We start from the raw sequence: 20,944 nt of genomic DNA on the forward strand, positions 1-20,944 counted from the left end.
GTCACTACCTCTTGTAGGAGATTGAACTGCCTACATTCTTCTGCACTAACGATAAGCTTTCATCCCCTCTACATTCTAGTTAGTAGCAGCTAAGCTATTTCTAGTATTTACTCATGTTCACCCAAGATACGAACTTCTCGCTCGAGAGTAACACCTGAGTGTTCTTTAACCTTTTCAATGACAGACTCAATCAAGTCTTCATAATCTCTGGCAGTTCCATCAGCAATATTGACCATAAAGCCTGCATGCTTTTCTGAAACTTCTACGCCACCAATACGATATCCTTTCAAACCTGCTTCTGCAATCAATTGTCCAGCAAAATGACCCACTGGACGTTTAAAGACTGATCCACATGAAGGATACTCTAAAGGTTGCTTGAGTTCACGAAGGTGGGTCAAGCGGTCCATTTCTTGCTTGATGACTTGGTGATTACCTGGAGCTAAGGCAAATTTAGCTGATAGGACAACTGCTCCAGATGCTTGAATGGCTGAATGACGATAACCAAAGGCCAAATCTTTAGCAGATATGGTTTCGATTTCACCTTCCTTAGTCAAGATTTGACAAGACTGGAGAACATGAGCAATCTCACCACCATAAGCCCCGGCATTCATAAAGACAGCACCACCGACGCTTCCTGGAATTCCACAAGCAAACTCAAAACCAGTCAAGCTATGACGGAGGGCAATACGAGTGGTTTCAATCAAGTTAGCTCCAGCTTCTGCCTCGATGGTATAGCCATCAACAGAAACGTTATTAAGCTTGTCACACATGATTACAAAACCACGAACGCCACCCTCACGGACGATAATGTTACTTGCATTTCCAAGAACCATCCAAGGAATGTTTTCCTGATTGGCAAATTTTACTACACGAGCCATCTCATAACGATTGCGTGGAAAAACTAAATAATCTGCCTTTCCTCCAACTTTGGTATAGGTATAAGTTTTTAGCGGTTCATCGAATCGAATATCGATTCCTTCTAGGGTTTCTTTTAGTTTATCTAATACGGTCATTTTTCTATTCCTTTTATAAAATTCATTCCATTATACCATTTTTAACTCTATTTTTCGATGATTTGGTTAGCTTTTTCAAAAGCTCAAACTAAAAAGAGGATGAACCTCTTTTTTGTATTATTGCTTTTTATAAAAGATCGTTTTTGTAAAGTAAATAAAAATAATAACTTCCGCTGCTAACAATCCTTCTACGAGAAGGGGATTTGACAACCAACCAACTTGAGATAGGCTCGGAGCCAAATCAAATAGGGCGTGTAAACCATAAGCAGCTACTAGGTAAATCCATTTCTTTTGGCGAACTGCTTGATAAACCCAGAAGGTCAATCCAACTTGAAGAAGCAAGGCTAGGATTCTCTCTAGTCCCAAAAGGTAAATCTGCCATGCTGCTAGATTGTTAATCGTAGCAAGCGTACTCTCAGGTAAGAGTTGCATGATGGCTGGATTTTGAGATTCTACTGCTGAAAAGAGGATGAAGAGATTGAGTAAACTTGCAATCCCGATATAGATCAACTCCAAGCCACCATGTCCCAATCCATAAGCAAGAGCATCTGAATCTTCCAAAGTTCTTTTCTTCTCCAACCATTTAAAGAAAATAAGTCGAGCTGTTTCTTCAAATAAAGCAGCCATAGAAATGCCATAAATCACATAGAGAAGAGGATTTTCCGTCATGAGTGGAACTGTCCCATCCTTTTGTGGGTGGAGAACCAAGAGATGAACGATTTTCTCCAAGACTTGAGAAGAGGCAAAAAATGCAACTGCCCCAAGTCCCAAAACTGCAAAATTAATCTTGTATTGCTTTCTTGCATACCAAACTGCTGTAATGAGAAAGGCAAATAAAGCCAGCATCGTTATTATTACATGAATTTTCATATTTGACTCCTTTTATTCTGCCTGTTCGATATCTTTTTTCATCTCGTCAACATTAAACTTAGCAAATAGATATTGACGATCCTGAACAGGAAAACGTTGATCCAACTGGTCAACAGCTCCCACCTCTACAATCCCTTCCTTGATGACAAAGTCCATAACGTGGCCACCAAAGGTTAGATCGTCTGAAATGAAGTGCAAATGATAACCAGCAACACTAACTCCATGGAAAATTTCAGGTGTCCAAAAACCAACGATAGTTCCTGAGACATTGTCGCAGCTATATTCAGGCTGATGCGTCGCAACCTCAGCAAACTTCGTTTCACTTGTTGATTTTGGAATCATACGAACATGCATGTGTTTAAAATCACCATGAATCTTGATGGAACGGAAAAGATTTTCTCCATCATAATAGGACTCAATACGTTTTTCAAGTTCCTGATCAGTCATTTCAAAACGCTGGCGGAAAATAACTTCTGCCTGGTGGGGTACAACTGCTGCATAGGGGATCAAGGCATCTGGTGAAACTTCCACAATTTCAGGTTTCTCACCTGAACCCTTAGCCTGATATGCTTTCCCATCTAAGACAATCAATTCTCCATCGATAGAATCCAGGGTTCCTAATCCTAAATCACCATGTTCAAGCAATTCACCAACGGTCATGGTTCCTCCGTAAAGTCCCGCCATCAAGGCTCCCAAAGTATTATATTGGAATAATTTAACTGGTTCTTGCACCTTCATCATCTCACTCTTCTTTGAAAATTTTACTTACTAAGTATATCACATTTCTGATTAGAATTGAATGCTAGACTGCCTTTTAATACTCAATGAAAATCAAAGAGCAAACTAGGAAACTAGCCGCAGGTTGCTCAAAGCACTGCTTTGAGGTTGTGGATAGGACTGACGAAGTCAGCTCAAAACACTGTTTTGAGGTTGTGGATAGAACTGACGAAGGCAGCTCAAAACACTGTGTTGAGGTTGTAGATGGAACTGACGTAGTCAGTATCCTACACATACGGCAAGGCGACGTTGTCGCGGTTTGAAGAGATTTTCGAAGAGTATAACATTGCCAAACTTCTAAAAAAAAGGTACAATGTAACAAAATCATGAGAGGTCTGGGATGAAGCAAGAAAGCAAATATGAACAAGTCGTTCACTATCTAAAAAATGAGATAGAATCAGGTAGATTTCCCACTGGAAGTCGCCTGCCATCTATCCGAAAACTCAGTCAAGATTTTCACTGTAGCAAAGACACCATACAGCGCGCACTCTTAGAACTCCGATACGAGAAATATATCTACTCCAAACCTCAAAGTGGTTATTATGTATTGGAGCAACAAACCAGTCATGAAGATCTAATTATTTCAGTTAACGATGAACACGCAGCTGCCTATGATGATTTTCGTCTGTGCGTCAATGAGAGCTTGATTGGGCGAGAAAATTATCTCTACAACTATTATGAACACCAAGAAGGCTTAGAAGAATTACGTCAGTCCGTTCAGACTTTGCTCTTTGATCAAGCCATTTATAGTAAGGCAGACCAGTTGGTCATGACGTCTGGAACTCAACAAGCACTGTTTATTCTTTCTCAGATCGATTTTCCAGGTCAAGCTCAGGAAATACTGGTCGAACAACCGACCTATCATCGAATGAACCAGCTGCTACTAGCTCAAAATCTTCCCTTTCAAACCATTGAACGTCGGGTGGATGGCATCGACTTGAAAGAACTTGAGGAACAGTTTAAAAGTGGAAAGATTAAGTTTTTCTATACCATTCCCCGTTTCCACTATCCTCTGGGGCATTCCTATTCTGAAGAGGAAAAACTTGCTATCCTTGACTTAGCTGCAAAATATCAGATTTATATCGTTGAGGATGACTACCTGGGGGACTTGGATCCTAAAATGGGACAAACCTTTCATTATCTGGACCAACATGATTTGGTCATCTATATCAAGTCCTTTTCTACGAGTCTATTTCCTGCCCTTCGAATCACTGCCCTACTTCTTCCTAATGCGATCAAGGAAGCTTTTGTGACCTACAAAAACATTCTCGACTATGACAACAACCTTATCATGCAAAAGGCTCTATCACTCTATATTGATAGTCAACTCTTTGAAAAAAACAGACTAGCACGATTGGCACTGCAAGAAAAAAGTCAGGAGCACATCCAACAACTCTTACAAAGCTATCCTATTTCCCTACCAAGCTATCCACTTCATGATGGGCTTTTGCTTGATCTCAGGAACTATCCTAGCATCGCTAGTCTTAAACATAGTCCTCTAGAACTCGACTTCTTTGAATCTTCCTATCTAGCGAACTGCCCTTATCACTTTGCAAAAGTCCCCCTAGAAAATATTGAAGAAACATTAAGCTATTTAAAAACAGAGCTGGACTGAGTCCAACTCTGTTATTTTTTATTGTTCTACTTCTGTTAGCTTAGCAGCTTTTTCAAGATAAGTTTGGTAAGTTCCGTCATCTTTCAGTTTTTGGATGACCTTATCAACTACTTCTTTCAAATCTGAGTTACCTTTTTTGATAGCTACGGCATTTGCTTCGCCTTCTTTCATAGTCAAGCTTACTGTAGCTACAGCCAAATCTGAGTTCTTAGCAGCATAGCTTAGTGCTACTGGCTCATCCATATGAACGGCATCAACCTTACCTGATTGAAGCTCATTGACTGCTTCGCCCATGTTTGTCAAAGAAGTCAACTGTGCCTTTGGAAGTTGCTCTTTGACCATGGATTCAGGAACAGTTCCTTTTTGAGCTGCAATATTAGCACTTGCTAGAGAGTCCAAATCCTTGTATTTTTCAAGATCTGACTTTCTGATAAGGAAGCTAATTTTATTTTCATAGTAAGGAATTGAGAAATCAAAGACTTCTTGTCTTTCTTCTGTTGCACTGATTCCCGCAATGGCCAAATCAGCCTTACCTGTCTGAAGACTAGTCAAGACATTATCAAAACTCATGCTTGAAACTTCCAATTTCACTCCAAGTTCATCAGCAATTGCTTGCGCCATGTCAATATCAGCACCTACGACTTGGTTCTTACCATCTACAAGGGATTGAAACTCAAAGGGAGCATAGTCTGGACTAGTTGCAACCACTAATTTTCCTTTTTGTTTGATAGCCTCCACTGCAGACTGTGAGCTTGAGCTAGACGATTGGCAAGCTACTAAAAAGAAGCTTGCAAGAAAACTACATAAAACAAATATCCATTTTTTAAAATTCATAAATAAACAACCTCTCTGTTAATTTTGTATAATTATAACTCTATAAACTTTGTTTGTCAAGCATATTCTAAATTTTTATGAAAGATTTTCAATTTTTCTTTCAAAAAAGGAGCTTCTACTTACTAACAAGCTCCTTTTTTTGCATAATTAATCAATCTTACAATTCAACAATCTTACCTGTTTCAAAGTAAACAACCCATTCACAGATATTTTTTGCATAGTCACCAATGCGTTCCAAGTAAGAAATAACTTGGAAATAATCACGACCTGTGATGATTGCTTCAGGATGTTTCTTGATTTCCTCTGTAGCAAGGTCTCGAATATTATCAAAGTAATGGTTGATATTTTCATCCATAGTTGCAACTTCATAGGCTTGATCCACAGAACCATTCAAATAAAGTTCTAAAGCAGCCTCAACAAAGTTTTTTACTTCACGACCCATTTTTTTAATTTCTTCTTCAACTGCAGGGATACGTTGCTCACCCTTCATACGAATCGTTGCTTTTGCGATAGATACTGCATGGTCTCCCATACGTTCTAGGTCTGAAACAGCTTTTAAAACTGTCAAAACTGTTCGCAAGTCCTGTGAAACTGGCTGTTGTAGGGCAATCATTTCAAATGATTTCTTTTCAAGTTTCACTTCGTATTCGTTTACTTCTGCATCTTCCTCAATGACTTCTTTTGCCAAGTCACGGTCATGAGTAACAAAAGCACGTACAGTACGATTGATCTGGGAAAGAACTTCTTGTCCCATAGCATAAAACTGATTATGCAATTTCTCTAAATCTTCTTCAAATTGAGATCGTAACATCTTCTCACTCCTTATCCAAATTTACCTGAAATGTAGTCCTCTGTCTCCTTATGTTGCGGATAGAGGAACATATCCTTGGTATCGTTAAATTCAATCAAATCTCCATTGAGGAAAAATCCTGTCTTATCAGAGATTCGAGATGCTTGCTGCATAGAACGAGTGACCAAGAGCATGGTGTATTTGTCTTTTAGACCATACAAGGTTTCCTCAATCTTACCAGCAGAAATAGGGTCCAAGGCTGAAGTTGGTTCATCCAAAAGGATGATTTTAGGACTAGTCGCCAATACGCGTGCTACACAAACACGTTGTTGTTGACCACCTGAAAGACCAATAGCAGAGTCATGCAAACGGTCTTTGACTTCATCCCAGATTGAAGCACGCTGTAAAGCCTTCTCCACTGCTTCATCTAAGACCTGCTTATCCTTTTCTCCATTTATGCGGAGGCCATAAACGACATTTTCATAGATAGACATAGGGAAAGGATTGGGTTGTTGGAATACCATTCCAATTTCCTTACGCAATTCAACTGTATCGGTACGAGGGCTATAGATGTTGTGACCGTTATAAACCACTGATCCAGTTGTCGTCACTTCAGGATTAAGGTCACCCATTCGGTTAATAGCCTTTAGAAGTGTTGATTTCCCAGATCCAGACGGACCGATAAGGGCCGTAATTTCCTTGGGTTGGAATGATAAGGAAACACTATTCAAGGCCTTCTTTTTATTGTAATAGACTGACAGGTCTGAAACCTGTAAAATCGGTTCTGTCATACTGTTCCCTTTCTAACCAAAGTGTCCAGTTACATAGTCATTGGTTGACTGTAACTTAGCATTTTGGAAAATATTAGCAGTCTTATCATACTCAATCAAATCACCCAAGTAGAAAAATCCTGTATAGTCACTAGCACGCGCAGCCTGTTGCATACTGTGAGTTACGATGATAATGGTAAAATCCTTCTTCAACTCCAACATGGTTTCCTCAAGTTGAGCTGTCGCAATCGGGTCCAAGGCTGATGCAGGTTCATCCATCAAGAGGATATCTGGTTTAACAGAGATAGCACGAGCGATACAGAGACGTTGCTGCTGACCACCTGAAAGCATCAAGGCAGACTTATGAAGGTCATCTTTGACCTGATCCCAGAGGGCAGCCTGACGAAGAGAGGTTTCTACAATTTCATCAAGGATTTTCTTGTCCTTAACTCCTGCACGTTCATGTGCAAAGGTGATGTTGCGGTAAATAGATTTTGCAAATGGATTTGGACGTTGGAACACCATTCCAATATGTTTACGCATTTCATAAACATTGATTTCAGGACGGTTGACGTCGATTCCCTGATAGAGAATCTGTCCAGTCACCTTAGCAATATCAATGGTATCATTCATACGATTGAGACTGCGTAGGTAGGTTGATTTCCCAGATCCTGATGGACCAATCAAGGCAGTAATTTTATTTTTTTCGAATTGCATATCGACGCCCTTAATGGATTCGTTTTTACCGTAGTAAACATGTAAATCCTTAGTAGAGAGGGCCACTTTTTCTTCTGGAAAGGTAATGATATGCTTTTCATCCCAATTATATTTTGACATGGCTTCTCCTTTAGGCAGCGGTTAATTTCTTGTGTAGGTAGCTTCCGAGTTTGCGAGCTCCAAAGTTAAAGATTAAAATAAAGATTAGGAGCACCGCAGCAGAACCTGCTGAAACAAGGGTTCCATCAGGAATAGTTCCTTCACTGTTGACTTTCCAGATATGAACAGCCAAGGTTTCTGCTTGACGGAAGATTGAGATTGGACTGGTTACGCTGAGGACATTCCAGTTTGACCAGTCAAGAGCTGGTGCAGATTGTCCTGCCGTATAGATAAGAGCCGCAGCTTCACCAAAGATACGACCTGATGCAAGTACTACACCAGTTACAATACCAGGAAGGGCTTCTGGAATAACGACATGAAGAACTGTCTCCCAACGAGAGAGTCCTAGAGCCAAACCAGCTTCACGTTGCGTATGGTGAACGTGTTTCAAACTGTCTTCAACATTACGCGTCATCTGGGGAAGGTTAAAGACAGTCAAAGCCAAGGCACCTGAAATAATTGAAAATCCATATTCAAACTGAACTACAAAGATAAGGTAACCAAAGAGACCGACTACGACTGATGGCAGTGAAGACAAAATCTCAATACAGGTACGAACGAAGTTGGTAACACGACCTTTTTTGGCATACTCAGCCAAGTAAATCCCAGCTCCCATTGACAAAGGCACAGAGATGAACAAGGTGATGACCAAAAGGAAGAAGGAATTATAAAGCTGAATTCCAATACCTCCACCTGCTTGGTAAGAAGATGATTTTCCAGTCAAGAAGGACCAAGAAACATGAGGTAAGCCTCGAACCAAGATATAGAGAATCAAGGAAGCAAGAATGGTCACAATGATTCCTGCGATGGTATAGAGGACAGCTGTTGCAAGTTTATCTAATTTCTTAGCGTGCATAGTTTTTCTTTCCTTTTTCTTTCGTAATCAATTTAATCACACTGTTAAAGGCCAAACTCATCAAGAGCAATACTAGGGCCAGTGACCAAAGAACATTATTATCAACAGTTCCCATAACGGTATTACCAATTCCCATGGTCAATACAGATGTTAAAGTCGCTGCTGGTGTCGTCAATGAAGTTGGAACAACTGCTGAGTTACCAACAACCATCTGAATCGCAAGGGCTTCACCGAAAGCACGCGCCATACCAAAGACTACAGCCGTAAAAATACCTGAACGAGCAGCCTTTAAGGTTACACGCCAGATAGTTTGCCAACGAGTTGCTCCCATCGCTAAACTAGCTTCACGGTAGTGTCGAGGAACAGCACGCAGACTATCCGTTGTCATAAAAGTTACAGTCGGCAAAATCATAACAAAGAGAACGAAAATCCCCGATAAAATACCAAAACCTGTTCCACCAAAGACACTACGTACAAATGGTACCACGACCTGCAAACCGATAAATCCATAAACTACTGAAGGAATCCCAACTAGGAGTTCGATTGCTGGTTGCAAAATCTTAGCTCCTTTTGGCGATACTTCTGTCATAAAGACTGCAGCACCAATTGCAAATGGTGTTGCGATAAGAGCAGATAGGATAGTAACGATAAAGGAACCTAAAATCATTGGAAGAGCACCAAACTGTTTACCTGAAGGGTTCCAAGTTGCACCAAAGAGAAAATCAAAGATATTCACACCGTTGACAAAGAAGGTTGACAAACCTTTTTGGGCTACAAAGATTAAAATCATAGCCACAATGATAACAATCAAAGATAGGCAGGCAAAAGTCAGACTTTTTCCTAATTTCTCAAGACGAGAGTTTTTTGACGGAGAGAGCAATTTTTTAGATAATTCTTCTTGATTCATTATTGGCTCCCTTCTAGCGCTGTCACCGTACCAGCAGCATCTTTTTCAACCTTCATTTCCTTAACAGAAATATAGCCCATTCCTTTAACGATTCCGTTCTGAGCTTCGTCTGAAAGGACAAAGTTTAAGAATTCGGCAACCAATTCATTTGGCTCACCAAGTGTATACATATGTTCATAAGACCACAAAGGCCAATTATTCGTGGTTACATTCTCTGAAATTGGTTCATAACCATTGAGTTTGATTGTCCCAACAGAATCATCAACATAAGCAAATGCTAGGTAGGAAATAGCTCCAGGGGTTTGAGAAACGATTGATTTAACCATCCCGTTCGAATCTTGTTCCTGACTTTGCATTGCTGATTGACCATTCATGATCACACTATCAAAGGTTGCACGAGAACCTGAACTAGCCGCACGGTTGATTATAGAGATGGCTAAATCTTTCCCGCCGACTTCTTTCCAGTTGGTAATTTCTCCTGTGAAGATTTGTCGGAGTTGATCTGTCGTTAGATTATCAACATCTACTTCTTTATTGATAATAACAGCCAAACCTGCAACAGCTACCTTATGATCGACCAATGCTGAAGCATCAATACCGTCTTTTTCCTCAGCAAATACATCCGAGTTTCCGACATCTACTGCTCCTGATTGAACCTGCGATAGTCCTGTACCAGAACCACCACCTTGAACATTGACCGTTTTACCGATATGAGCTGATGCGAATTCATCTGCTGCCGCCTCGACTAAAGGTTGGAGGGCAGTTGAGCCAACAGCCGTCATTGACTCCCCACGATCAATCCAACTTGCACACCCTGCTAGTGAACCCGCAAGTAAAAAGGTCGCAAGAAAGAGGGTGAGTTTTTTAAATTTTTTCACTATTTGTCTCCTTGAAAATAATGATGAATAGCTTGGAATTTCGCCCTATTTTTCTAATGTTTTATGCAAAAAATCCATACTTCCACTATAACATAGAATACTGATTTTGACTAGTTTTTTACCTTAAACCTCAAGCCCTTAGGGAAATAGTTCTTCAAGGTATTTCCGGTCACTTTTGCAAAGCCTAGACCATTCCCACCAACTAAAACTTGGTACCAGCCATTTGGCAAAGTTTCAGACAATTGAACTGTCTCACCAGCTACGTATTTAACGAAGTCTTCTTGATGTATTTCAATGACTTGCTTGACTTGGCTTGGTTTTAAGGCTAAACCAAGAGCAAAACTTGGTTCAAAACGTTTCTTCTTAAAGGTTCCAAGATGAAGTCCGTTTCGTGCAATCCTAAGTTTACCCAAATCTGGTAGAACTTCAGGCAAGAGGTACAGTTGGTCTCCAAAAGTCTGTAAAATACCTGGCAAATTTATCTTTAGATGTTTTTTTTCAAAATCTTGCCATAAAGAAAGCTGCTCTCGAGAGAGATTAGACTTAGATGGCTTGAATTTAGAGGCCTTATTTTCCCCTCGAAATTGCAAATGGGCAACAAACTGGCCCTCTCCCTTAAAGTGATGTGGGTACATTCTAGCTGTCTCAGGTATTTCAATTCCAGGTACCATCCCATTGATAGGTTCGATTGGAATCAATTCAAAATCATAACTATCCAGTAACCATTTGATAATTTCTTCGTTTTCTTCTGGAGCCCATGTACAAGTCGAATAGACCAAACGACCACCATCAGCTAACATGGTGACCGCATCCTCTAGAATTTCACGCTGCAAGTCAGCACATTGGCTTGGATATTCTACACTCCAATAATCCATAGCATCTGGCTGTTTTCGGAACATCCCTTCTCCAGAGCATGGTGCATCTAGGACAATTAGGTCAAAATATCCTTTAAATACTTTAGCCAAACGATCGGCAGATTCATTGGTTACAACAACATTTGATGCACCAAACCGTTCCATATTTTCAACCAAAATCTTAGCTCGCTTGCTAGAAATTTCATTGGAAACAAGTAGTCCTTCGCCTGCAAGATAAGCTGCCAGTTGAGTTGATTTCCCACCGGGAGCCGCTGCCAAATCCAAGACCTTCATACCTGGTTTAGGTTGAGCTACTTGTGCAACCATTTGTGCAGCAGGTTCTTGGGAATAGACTAAGCCTGTTACATGTTCAGGAGATTTCCCAGAAACCTTGCCATAATAGCCCCAAGGCGTATGTGGAATAGCATCTGAAAAAGAAACTTGGCTTTCTTTTAAGGGATTGATGCGAAAGGCGGAAACTGCCTCATCATCAAAAGAGGCAAGAAAAGCTCTTGCCTCATCTCCCAATATTGCTTCATATTTTTTTACAAATCCTTCTGGAAATTGCATGTAAGTTTATTTCCTTTCATAGATATAGGATTGGATTTCTGCCAACTTGTCTGTAGGAACCATCATAATTGGTTGTCGTGTCTGAAAATCCACCGGCTCTCCAGTTAAGGTTACAATCTGATAACCTAAACTTTTTCCAATGATACCAGCTGCAGCATAGTCCCAAGGTTGGAGATAGGTGATATAGGTCAATAGCTGACCAGATAATATTTTTGAAAAGCTGATAGCTGCACTTCCATAGATACGTACACCAAGTGAAGCATTAGCCAATTCTGCTACACCCCAAGCGTTTGTTTCCAACATGCCAGCATTACTCGCAATTAGAAAATCTCGCAAGGGCTTATCCTTAAAACTAGGCAAGGGTTCTTCATTGAGACAGGCCTGAAAAGTACCTCCTCCATGATAACAATGACCTTTCATGACATCATAAATGATCCCAAACTGGCCCACACCGTTTTCAAAATATGCTACCATAATGGCAAAATCATCACCTTGTGCGACAAAGTTGTTGGTACCATCAATGGGATCAATGACCCAAACAGATCCATGTCCAACTGAAGCACGTAGACATCCCTCTTCTGCACAAAATTGGTCATCAGGATAATGCGAACGAATCTTATCAATCAAAAAATTCTGAACTTCCTTGTCCAAACGAGTCACCAAGTCTGTAGGGGATGATTTTCTCTCAATATGCAATTCTTCCTGCATATGAGCTAGAATATAGTCTCCTGCTTCCTTGACAATCTCTTTGGCAAACATAAATTTATTTTCCAAGCGAAATCTTCCCTTCCCCTTGTTCTTTGGCCAATTGGACAGCTCGATAGAAGGAGTAACCACTCGCAGTTTCAAATTCACGGCCCAAGCGTTTTTCTTCACTCTTGCTTGGAACAACCGCTTTGAATCCCTTATAGGAATCTAGTAGTTTTTTTGCCTCTACCTTAGTCTCATAGGCTGCTTCAACATCATTAAAAAAAGAAAGCACTGAAGCAAGTTCTTCAGTGCTCCACGACAAATCTAGTGGGTAACTATACTGTTTATTCATCTAATTAATACCAGCTCTCAATGTAGCTTCTTTCAGTTCTTGTTTACGGTAACTACGAGGGAGAAAAGCACGAATCTCATCTTCATTAAAACCGATTTGCATTCGCTTTGCGTCAATAATAATCGGACGACGCAAAAGACTCGGATACTGCTCAATTAAATGAAGCAACTCCGATACTGAGATACTCTCTACATCAATATTCAATTTTTGAAAAATCTTTGAACGAGTCGAGATGATGTCATCAGTACCATTTTCGGTCAAGGAAAGAATGTGTTGCAGTTCTTTTCTCGTTAAAGGGCTGGTCATAATATTATGCTCTTGGAAGGGCACTTTATGATTCTCGAACCAGGCCTTTGCTTTACGACATGATGTACAACTCGGTGATAAAAATAGTGTAATCATGCTTTCCTCTTCTTTACATACTTTTCTATTCCTATTATACAAAAAAATAAAGCGCTTGACTAGTTATTTCCGTAAAAAAAACCTACTTTTTCAAGAAAAATAGGGTTTTTAGAATCAAATGTGAATGTTTCGCTTAAATATAGAAATATTCATGTTACAAACGATAGTTTTTTCCTAGATTTTATTTGGAATCAGTAATACTTTTCTTGACTTATCTATTTGTTTTTCGACTCTGTAGGTACAGAAATCCAAAAATCAATTCATACAAGCAGAAAAATAGAAGAAAGGCATGGAGGAAAAAGTCCTCTGGTAGGATAAGAATGACTGGATCCTTTGCCGGATCAAATAGCCAGGTATCATCACCTACAAAAAGAATTTGATGAAACAAAGTAAAGAACTGCTCAAATCCAATGAAAACTCCAATTAAACCAAGAACCAAAGGTAACGAGAGCATGATTAAGAGACCTCTACGGTATAGAGATAGAAATCCTTTCTGAATGACCTGCTTCCAAAAAAGATAGAAAATCGGTAAGGTAACTATCGCTACTCCTTGCGCTAGATGGAAGAGTCCCTTCACAACTGCAAAATGATGGATGCCAGAAGCTGATGAAGGAAAATCTGGCATTCCCAATGCTTGATTTAATGGATTGGTCAAATAATCCATCAAAACATTAAAATTATGCTGGATGGTCTGAGGTTGCAGATGAACACGATTTGTCAAGTTTAACCAAGAAATTTCCTGAGGATAGACCAACCAAGCTAGGTAAATGGTCAATAAAATAGCAACCGAGAGGAGAAAGAGAATACTTCCTACAAAAGTAAACTTAGTTTTCATCGAAATTCCACTCCGCTAGACTTGAAAGGACATGAGTTGGTGCAATTGGCAAGTCTGCTACTTCTTCAGGTTTTGTAAATCCTGTCGTTACCAAAAGACTAGGAATGCCATTGTCAATACCAGCTCGAATATCAGTCAGGTAGTTATCCCCTACCATGACAATTTCTTGGCGCTCAAGTCCTAGGTGTTCAACAGCCTTATCCATAATAATCGCATTAGGTTTTCCAATATAAACTGGTTTTACGCGAGTTGCTGCTTCTAGAAGAGTAATCAGTGAACCAGCACCAGGTAAAAGTCCACGTTCTGTTGGAATATTCAAATCTGGGTTGGTACCGATAAAATGAGCACCTCTATGGATAGCTAGGGTTGCCGTAGCAAATTTTTCATAGTCTACTTGCCAGTCCAAACCAACAACAACATAGGCTGGGTTTTCTTTATCTTCAACATAACCAGCTGCTTGAATGGCTTCCTTGAGCCCTGCTTCTCCAATCACATAGACTGTCTTATCAAGTCCTAGATCGTTCATGTAGTCGATAGTTGCTAAGGTTGCAGTATAGATGGTCGATACAGGCGTTTCGATGTTAAACTGATTGCCTAGCATCTCTTGAACACTTTCAGGTGTACGAGTGGTGTTGTTTGTCACAAAAAGATAAGGAATCTCTCTTTTTTGTAACTCATGGACAAAAGCTTCACCAGCTGGAATTCTGTCTTTTCCCTTATAGATCGTTCCGTCTAAATCAATTAAATATCCTTTATAAGTCATATCTTTCTTTCTAATATTTGTTAATTTCTTGCCAAGTTATCTTTGCTTGAGCATTGATGTCGCCATCACTTGAGACTTGGTGATTGCTTTCTAGTTCATTCAATTCATAACTAGAAGTAATCATTCCGCCTGGTCGAACTTCCTTGACATATTTGAGGTTAATTTTTTTGGGAATATGGTTAGTAAGAAAATCGGCTCCCATGACCTCAAAAATCCAGTCTAGGTATTTGCTGTTATTGACGTGACCATTCATATCTAAGTCATAGAAACGAACGTGGTAGTCCTTGCTTATCGCTTCTTCCAGCTCTGTATATTTTGGCCCACGGACCAGTTTCTTAGAAAACTCAGATTGGTAAGGAGCGACAATTTCTGATACTACAGGATGAACCTTTCGACTCTCACGATCCATAAGGACAAAGGTAGCTACCATATGAATGATTTCTTGACCATCTTCATCATAAATCGTAAATCGGCGGTAGCAAAATAGACGATTATAAGTTAAAGCTTCTGTTTCAATGGTGATTTCCTCAGCAAAACGAGGCAAACGAACCACATCGATATCATAATCTGTGATAATCCAGACCAGATTATACTGTTCTAAAACATCCTTGTCACTCACACCCAGTTCAATTGACTGCATCCCTGATACCTGGAGGGACAACAAGATCACATCTGGTAGCTTGATATGGCCATTCATGTCAGCCATATCAAAAGGAATTTTCATCTTCATTTGATAAGTTAAACCCATAATTTTACTCCAATATAAATCGTTCTGCTACTGTATCACCTAAGAAGAGCCCTCTCTTAGTCATACGAACATGATCGCCATCAAGTTGCATAAGACCTTGTTGAATCAAGTCTTTGACAATATCCCCATAAAGTTCCTGGAAAGACCGTTCAAATTTTTCTTCAAAGCGTGCCATGGAAACTCCTGACTTCTTGCGAAGGCCGAGAAACATCTCTTCTTCCATTTGCTCCCTTTGACTCAAGTGTTCTTCATTGATACGAGCACTTCCCTCTTCTACTGCCTTTAAATAATGGCGGATCGGCCCATGGTTTTTATAGCGAACACCGTCTACATAGCCAGATGCACCAGCACCGATTCCATAATACTCAGCATTGTCCCAGTACATAAGATTGTGACGACTTTCAAATCCTGGTTTAGAAAAGTTAGAAATCTCATAGTGCTCAAAGCCAGCTCTTTCTAGCTCTGCAATGATATAGTCAAACATCTCTGCTTCTAGTTCTTCCTTTGGAAGTGGTAATTTCCCTCGTCTCATACGATTCATAAAGACCGTATGATTTTCCAAAATCAAACTATAGAGACTCATATGAGGAATATCAAGGGCAATTGCCTTAGCGACATTGTCCTTGACCTGATCCATGGTCTGCCCAGGAAGTGCGTAGATCAAGTCAATGGAAATATTGTCAAAACCAGCCAGTTTGAGACGATCGATATTTTCATAAATATCCTTCTCCGTATGACTACGCCCTATCTTTTTCAGCATTTTATCATCAAAGGTCTGAACACCTAGTGAAACACGATTAACTGCAGAATTTTGCAGAACAGCAATCTTATCAGCATCCAGGTCACCAGGATTAGCCTCAATGGTCAATTCTTCTAAGACTGATAAATCTAAGTTTTTAGTCAATCCTTCTAACAAAACTTCCAATTGAGAAGCAAACAAGGCTGTCGGTGTCCCACCACCAATATAGAGTGTACGCAATTTTTGAATGTCATAAGAATGAAATTCTTGCAGTAGATGCTCTAGATAGCTGTCTACTGGCTGATTTTTAATAAAGACCTTTGAAAAGTCACAATAATAACAAATCTGTGTGCAAAACGGAATATGCACATAGGCTGATGTCGGTTTCTTCTGCATAGTATTTATTATACCACAAAGAGTTCACTCAAGAAAAAAATCACCATTCTTGATTTTCTAGAAAACAAAGAATGGTGACTCTATTTTAATTTTCTTGAAGCTCAATGACAATTTCTTGACCATTTCCATTTTCTTCCACAACTACTTTTTCTTCCAGTTGTGATTTAAAATGATTCAAGGTTTCTTTTGAAGCTTCAGTCGCTTGTTGAGCATGATATTTTGCTTTATCAAGAACAGTGTCAAGAGTAATTTCCCCAGATTCAATCTGATCTTTTGTTTTAAGAACGAATTCTTTGGTTTGTTCTTTGACATCCGTTATTTTTTCACAAACCTGCTCTTTAGCATACTCAGGATCTTCTTTTAGATCTTCTAAAAATTCTTGTGCTTGGCTTCTAACTTGTTTTCCTTTATCACTAGTTAGAAACAAGGCAGCTGCAACACCTGAAACAGTTCCTAAAAGGATAGATGATAGTTTTCCCATTAGTCAACTCCTTTTTTATTTTTTAAAAAATTTACTTGCAACACGAATAGCAGACAAACCTGCACCAGTTTTTATAGTTTTTGATCCAGCAGATGATGCTTTTTTACTCAAAACACGTGCTTGCTCATTTAGGTCAGAAACAGAAACAGAAAGGTCCGCAACTGCTGTAAAGAGGGGATCAATTGTAGCAACTTTGACATTGATATCATCAACAAGAACGTTGACTTTTGTAAGCAATTCATTTGTTTGATGAAGAGTTACATCTACATCTGATGTTAAAGTTTTAACAGTTTTTTCAGTTTCATCGATTACACGACCAACTTTTTGAAGGGTAATAATCAGATAAACTAAAAATACAACCAAGGCAATTGCCACAATAATATAAGCAACTTCTAACATTTTAATTCTCCTTTTCTACATTATAAAATGGTGCTTTTTTCCGATTTTGATAAAAGATGATATAAATACCAAGGCCAATCAATAGCGCGGACAACCACTGGGATACTCGGAGTCCAAAGAACATGAGACTATCCGTACGCATGCCCTCAATAATCATACGTCCAAATCCGTACCAAATTAGATAAAAGGCAGTGATATGACCACGACGGATATTCTTTAATAGGCGTCTAAAAACGACAATCAAGGCAAAACCGATCAGATTCCAGATAGATTCGTATAAGAAGGTTGGTTGTCGATATGAGCCATCGATATACATTTGATTCTTAATAAAACCAGGTAAATAGTCTAGATTGTCAACGACTGCTCCATAAGCTTCTTGGTTAAAGAAGTTTCCCCAACGTCCTAAACTCTGTGCAATCATGACGCTCGGAGCTGCAATATCTAAGAAATCCCAAGTATTGATTAATTTGCGATCAGCAAAGATATAGAGTACAATCGCGCCAGTAATTAAACCACCGTATATGGCAAGACCACCATTCCAAATAGCAAAAATCTCTCCCAGATGTTGGCTATAATAATCAAATCTAAAAAAAACATAGTAGAGTCTAGCACCAATGATGGACAAAGGAAAGGCAATTAAGATGAAGTCCAAAATATCATCAGATAAAATCTTCTTTTTAGGCGCTTCTTTACTGGCAAGATATACCGCTAAAACAAGACCTGAAACAATGCAGAGTGCATACCATCTAACTGCTAGAGGACCAATTTGAAAAGCGATTGGATCAATCATTTTTCACCTCGTTCTTTGCAATCAGATTTGTCAATCTTTCTTCAAATAGTCGAGTAGCATCAAAGCCCATTTCCTTAGCACGATAATTCATAGCTGCTGCTTCGATAACAACAGAAATATTACGTCCTGTTTTTACAGGAATGCGGATACGTGGAATAGCTACTCCAGAAATCTCCAATTCCTCAGCATTATTGCCTAGGCGATCAAAAGTCTTTTGCGTGTCATAATTTTCTAGATAGACAGCCAACTGAACTTGCGAAGAATCCTTAACTGCACTGGCACCATAAAGACTCATCACATCTATAATACCAACACCACGAATCTCAAGTAAATGCTTCAAGATTTCAGCTGGTTCACCCCAGAGAGTCATTTCATCCTTAGCAAAGATATCTACACGGTCATCCGCTACCAAACGGTGTCCTCGTTTCACGAGTTCTAGACCTGTCTCACTCTTACCAATACCACTGTCGCCCTGGATTAACACACCCATACCATAGATATCCATCAAGACACCATGTACACTTTCACGCTCAGCCAAACGAGAATCTAGGTAACTTGACAATTCCCCAGACAGACGACTTGTTGCTGTACGACTCGTTAAAATAGCGATTTTACATTCTCTAGCGGCCTTTAGCATTTCCTCTGGAACTACTAAACCACGCGCAACAATAACTGCAGGTGTTTCTGGTTGAAACATCTTTTTCAAAACCTGGTAGCGGTTATGAGAAGACATACTAATCAGATAAGACCACTCTTTCATTCCCAGTAACTGAATCCGCTCTGGAGTATAGTAGTCAAAATACCCCGTCATTTCAAGCCCTGGTCGCGTAATATCCGCAGTATTGATTTTCTTTTCAAGTAATTCTGGCTCACCATAGACAATGTCTAGTCTGAGCTTATCAATCACTTCTTTAACTAAAACCGACATAATTTTCTCCTTCAATCGAGTTCTCCCTACTATTATATCAAATTGTAGTAGGAAGTTTCAGAATTTTGCAGGATTTATAGGATTTATTTAAAACAAAAAAGACTAGACAAGTCTAGCCTTTCTTATTAATTAGAATTTTTTACGTTTACGAGCTGCTTCTGATTTACGTTTACGTTTTACAGAAGGTTTTTCATAGAATTCACGTTTGCGTGTTTCTTGAAGAGTACCAGCTTTAGTAACTGCACGTTTGAAACGACGAAGAGCATCGTCAAGAGATTCATTCTTACGTACTACTGTTTTAGACATTTTTTTCACTCCCTTCAAGTTCAAGATTTACTCTATTTTACACGGAATGAAGAAAATTGTCAAGAAAAAAATGAAATTCCCCCAAATCATTCCATTTAATTTTTAAAAAATGAGGATTATATATTCTTCTTTTCAAGGGATAATCTATCACGCACTCTTCTATTAGAACTATTGTACCACTTTCAGACAAACTGTATTCATTTTTTGAACATATCCAGACCAAAAAACCACCCAATCCATAGGATCGAATGGTCTTTAATGATTAAAATCTTATTTCTTTAACAAGCTGAGTGCTGCTGCATCGGCGATAATGGTTACATCTGGATGGTTTTGCAGGCTACTTGCCGGTAGACTTTCTGTCACAGGGCCTTCAACAGTTCCAGCGATAGCTTCTGCTTTTGATTCACCATAAGCAAAGAGAAGGATAGATTTAGCATCCAAAATGTTTTTAATTCCCATAGAAATTGCTTGTGTTGGAACATCTTCAATCTTCTCAAAGAAACGTGCGTTAGCTTCGATAGTAGACTGGTCAAGTTCTACAAGATGAGTTTGACTGTCAAATGGTGTGCCTGGTTCATTAAAGCCAATATGACCATTGCGACCAATTCCTAAGATTTGTAGGTCAACTGGATGGTCAGCAAGAATTTGGTTGTAGCGTTCTACTTCTGCTTCTGCATTATCCTTGACACCACGTGGCAAGAAGCTTTCTTTAAATGGTTTCTTATTGAAAAGATTTTCTTGCATAAAGTAACGGTATGATTGAGGATTGTCCCCATCAAGACCTACGTACTCATCCAAGTTCACACTTGTAAGATTTGAAAAATCAAGATCGCTCTCAACGATTTGTTGGTAAAACTCCAAAGGACTGCTTCCTGTTGCAAGTCCCAATGTTTGTGCACCGTTTTCCAATTTTTCTTTTAAGATATCAAAAGCAACTTTTCCACCTTCAATTGGATTTTCCACTTGAATAACTTTCATAATTTGTCCTCCATATTCTTTATTTTATTATATGGTATAGACCAATTTTTGTCAAGTGAAAACGGTTTATTTTTGTTGAAAATATAAATATACTAAAGAAATCAATTGATAGGTCTACCTACTCCAAAAAAGAGAGGAGTTTGACGTCCTCTCTTAAATCTTATATCCGAAACACTTCCTGATTATATTTTGGAAAATGTTTCTTTTTCTTATATTATTTTTTACGTTTAGCAACCAAACTCAATCCAACTAAACCAAGCGCTACTCCTAAAACGATTAAAACTGTAGTTTTCTGTTCACCTGTTTTCGGTAACTCATTGGCCTTTTTCTTTTCAGGCGTTGATGATGTTCCTGGTGCTGGAGGTGTAACTGAACTTGGTGGTGTAACTGGAGCTGGAGGTGTTACTGGACCTGGAGGCGTTACTGGACCTGGAGGTGTTACTGGAGCTGGAGGCGTTACTGGACCTGGAGGCGTTACTGGGCCTGGAGGCGTTACTGGGCCTGGAGGCGTTACTGGGCCTGGAGGC

General features: G+C 39.4%; 26 protein-coding genes. 1 reads left to right on the plus strand and 25 read right to left on the minus strand.

The window, feature by feature from the left end; genetic code table 11:
• Positions 1-107: 107 nt before the first annotated feature.
• From murB to budA, 3 genes are all read right to left on the minus strand, one after another.
• Positions 108-1,013 (minus strand): UDP-N-acetylmuramate dehydrogenase, encoded by a 906-nt coding sequence (gene murB / locus ADH81_RS05045; protein ID WP_049526956.1) that lies wholly within the window; start codon positions 1,011-1,013, stop codon positions 108-110.
• A gap of 117 nt (positions 1,014-1,130) precedes the next feature.
• Positions 1,131-1,883 (minus strand): YhfC family intramembrane metalloprotease, encoded by a 753-nt coding sequence (locus tag ADH81_RS05050; protein ID WP_049526958.1) that lies wholly within the window; start codon positions 1,881-1,883, stop codon positions 1,131-1,133.
• Between the two features lie 12 nt (positions 1,884-1,895).
• Positions 1,896-2,624 carry an acetolactate decarboxylase gene (gene budA / locus ADH81_RS05055; RefSeq protein WP_049526960.1) on the minus strand — a complete coding sequence of 243 codons (729 nt, stop codon included), beginning with the start codon at positions 2,622-2,624 and terminating at the stop codon, positions 1,896-1,898.
• 376 nt (positions 2,625-3,000) lie between these two features.
• Here budA and ADH81_RS05065 point away from each other — a divergent pair, with 376 nt between their 5' ends.
• Positions 3,001-4,275, plus strand: coding sequence for a PLP-dependent aminotransferase family protein (locus tag ADH81_RS05065; protein WP_049526964.1), 1,275 nt, complete (start codon positions 3,001-3,003; stop codon positions 4,273-4,275).
• A gap of 18 nt (positions 4,276-4,293) precedes the next feature.
• Here ADH81_RS05065 and ADH81_RS05070 read toward each other — a convergent pair whose 3' ends face one another.
• The 22 genes from ADH81_RS05070 to ADH81_RS05175 all read right to left on the minus strand — a co-directional run.
• Positions 4,294-5,109: an ABC transporter substrate-binding protein gene (locus tag ADH81_RS05070; protein WP_049526966.1), complete on the minus strand. Its 816-nt coding sequence runs from the start codon at positions 5,107-5,109 to the stop codon at positions 4,294-4,296.
• Between the two features lie 157 nt (positions 5,110-5,266).
• Positions 5,267-5,920 carry a phosphate signaling complex protein PhoU gene (phoU, locus tag ADH81_RS05075; RefSeq protein WP_049526968.1) on the minus strand — a complete coding sequence of 218 codons (654 nt, stop codon included), beginning with the start codon at positions 5,918-5,920 and terminating at the stop codon, positions 5,267-5,269.
• A gap of 11 nt (positions 5,921-5,931) precedes the next feature.
• On the minus strand, positions 5,932-6,690 hold the full coding sequence (pstB, locus tag ADH81_RS05080; RefSeq protein ID WP_045763360.1) for a phosphate ABC transporter ATP-binding protein PstB: 759 nt from the start codon (positions 6,688-6,690) through the stop codon (positions 5,932-5,934).
• 12 nt (positions 6,691-6,702) lie between these two features.
• Complete coding sequence (gene pstB / locus ADH81_RS05085; protein WP_049526970.1) at positions 6,703-7,506, minus strand: phosphate ABC transporter ATP-binding protein PstB; 804 nt, start codon at positions 7,504-7,506, stop codon at positions 6,703-6,705.
• A 10-nt stretch (positions 7,507-7,516) separates the two neighbouring features.
• Positions 7,517-8,401, minus strand: a complete 885-nt coding sequence (pstA, locus tag ADH81_RS05090; RefSeq protein ID WP_045763362.1) for a phosphate ABC transporter permease PstA — start codon at positions 8,399-8,401, stop codon at positions 7,517-7,519.
• Complete coding sequence (pstC, locus tag ADH81_RS05095) at positions 8,391-9,308, minus strand: phosphate ABC transporter permease subunit PstC (RefSeq protein ID WP_049526972.1); 918 nt, start codon at positions 9,306-9,308, stop codon at positions 8,391-8,393. Before pstC ends, pstA begins: the two co-directional genes overlap by 11 nt.
• Positions 9,308-10,186 carry a phosphate ABC transporter substrate-binding protein PstS gene (locus ADH81_RS05100; RefSeq protein WP_049526974.1) on the minus strand — a complete coding sequence of 293 codons (879 nt, stop codon included), beginning with the start codon at positions 10,184-10,186 and terminating at the stop codon, positions 9,308-9,310. The genes pstC and ADH81_RS05100 overlap by 1 nt, the downstream gene beginning before the upstream one ends.
• A 110-nt stretch (positions 10,187-10,296) precedes the next feature.
• Complete coding sequence (locus tag ADH81_RS05105) at positions 10,297-11,610, minus strand: RsmF rRNA methyltransferase first C-terminal domain-containing protein (RefSeq protein ID WP_049526975.1); 1,314 nt, start codon at positions 11,608-11,610, stop codon at positions 10,297-10,299.
• A 6-nt stretch (positions 11,611-11,616) separates the two neighbouring features.
• Entirely contained in the window at positions 11,617-12,384 is a 768-nt protein-coding gene (locus ADH81_RS05110) for an inositol monophosphatase family protein (RefSeq protein WP_049526977.1), read from the minus strand.
• Positions 12,374-12,652, minus strand: coding sequence for a UPF0223 family protein (locus ADH81_RS05115; protein ID WP_045763367.1), 279 nt, complete (start codon positions 12,650-12,652; stop codon positions 12,374-12,376). The genes ADH81_RS05110 and ADH81_RS05115 overlap by 11 nt, the downstream gene beginning before the upstream one ends.
• Positions 12,653-13,054 carry a Spx/MgsR family RNA polymerase-binding regulatory protein gene (locus ADH81_RS05120; RefSeq protein WP_049526979.1) on the minus strand — a complete coding sequence of 134 codons (402 nt, stop codon included), beginning with the start codon at positions 13,052-13,054 and terminating at the stop codon, positions 12,653-12,655.
• 211 nt (positions 13,055-13,265) lie between these two features.
• Positions 13,266-13,889 carry a TIGR01906 family membrane protein gene (locus ADH81_RS05125; protein ID WP_049526980.1) on the minus strand — a complete coding sequence of 208 codons (624 nt, stop codon included), beginning with the start codon at positions 13,887-13,889 and terminating at the stop codon, positions 13,266-13,268.
• A complete protein-coding gene (locus ADH81_RS05130; RefSeq protein WP_049526982.1) occupies positions 13,879-14,652 on the minus strand; it encodes a TIGR01457 family HAD-type hydrolase in 774 nt (257 codons plus the stop codon). The genes ADH81_RS05125 and ADH81_RS05130 overlap by 11 nt, the downstream gene beginning before the upstream one ends.
• Positions 14,653-14,662: 10 nt before the next feature.
• Positions 14,663-15,400, minus strand: a complete 738-nt coding sequence (locus ADH81_RS05135) for an acyl-[acyl-carrier-protein] thioesterase (protein ID WP_049526984.1) — start codon at positions 15,398-15,400, stop codon at positions 14,663-14,665.
• A 4-nt stretch (positions 15,401-15,404) separates the two neighbouring features.
• Positions 15,405-16,535 (minus strand): radical SAM family heme chaperone HemW, encoded by a 1,131-nt coding sequence (gene hemW, locus ADH81_RS05140; protein ID WP_049526986.1) that lies wholly within the window; start codon positions 16,533-16,535, stop codon positions 15,405-15,407.
• Between the two features lie 85 nt (positions 16,536-16,620).
• The gene (locus tag ADH81_RS05145) at positions 16,621-17,016 is read right to left on the minus strand and encodes a YtxH domain-containing protein (RefSeq protein ID WP_049526988.1); all 396 of its coding nucleotides are present in this window, start codon (positions 17,014-17,016) and stop codon (positions 16,621-16,623) included.
• A gap of 15 nt (positions 17,017-17,031) precedes the next feature.
• A complete protein-coding gene (locus ADH81_RS05150; RefSeq protein ID WP_000895021.1) occupies positions 17,032-17,415 on the minus strand; it encodes a DUF948 domain-containing protein in 384 nt (127 codons plus the stop codon).
• 1 nt (position 17,416) lies between these two features.
• Positions 17,417-18,205: a prolipoprotein diacylglyceryl transferase gene (lgt, locus tag ADH81_RS05155; protein WP_049526991.1), complete on the minus strand. Its 789-nt coding sequence runs from the start codon at positions 18,203-18,205 to the stop codon at positions 17,417-17,419.
• Positions 18,198-19,133, minus strand: coding sequence for an HPr(Ser) kinase/phosphatase (hprK, locus tag ADH81_RS05160; RefSeq protein WP_049526992.1), 936 nt, complete (start codon positions 19,131-19,133; stop codon positions 18,198-18,200). The genes lgt and hprK overlap by 8 nt, the downstream gene beginning before the upstream one ends.
• 129 nt (positions 19,134-19,262) lie before the next feature.
• Positions 19,263-19,439: a 30S ribosomal protein S21 gene (rpsU, locus tag ADH81_RS05165; RefSeq protein ID WP_000048054.1), complete on the minus strand. Its 177-nt coding sequence runs from the start codon at positions 19,437-19,439 to the stop codon at positions 19,263-19,265.
• A gap of 270 nt (positions 19,440-19,709) precedes the next feature.
• Positions 19,710-20,417 (minus strand): glucosamine-6-phosphate deaminase, encoded by a 708-nt coding sequence (locus tag ADH81_RS05170; RefSeq protein WP_049526994.1) that lies wholly within the window; start codon positions 20,415-20,417, stop codon positions 19,710-19,712.
• 214 nt (positions 20,418-20,631) lie between these two features.
• The coding region (locus ADH81_RS05175; RefSeq protein ID WP_049526996.1) for an LPXTG cell wall anchor domain-containing protein at positions 20,632-20,944 on the minus strand (313 nt) is incomplete at its 5' end.

Source organism: Streptococcus pseudopneumoniae (genome assembly GCF_001072925.1).
GTDB classification, from domain to species: Bacteria; Bacillota; Bacilli; order Lactobacillales; family Streptococcaceae; genus Streptococcus; species Streptococcus pseudopneumoniae_Q.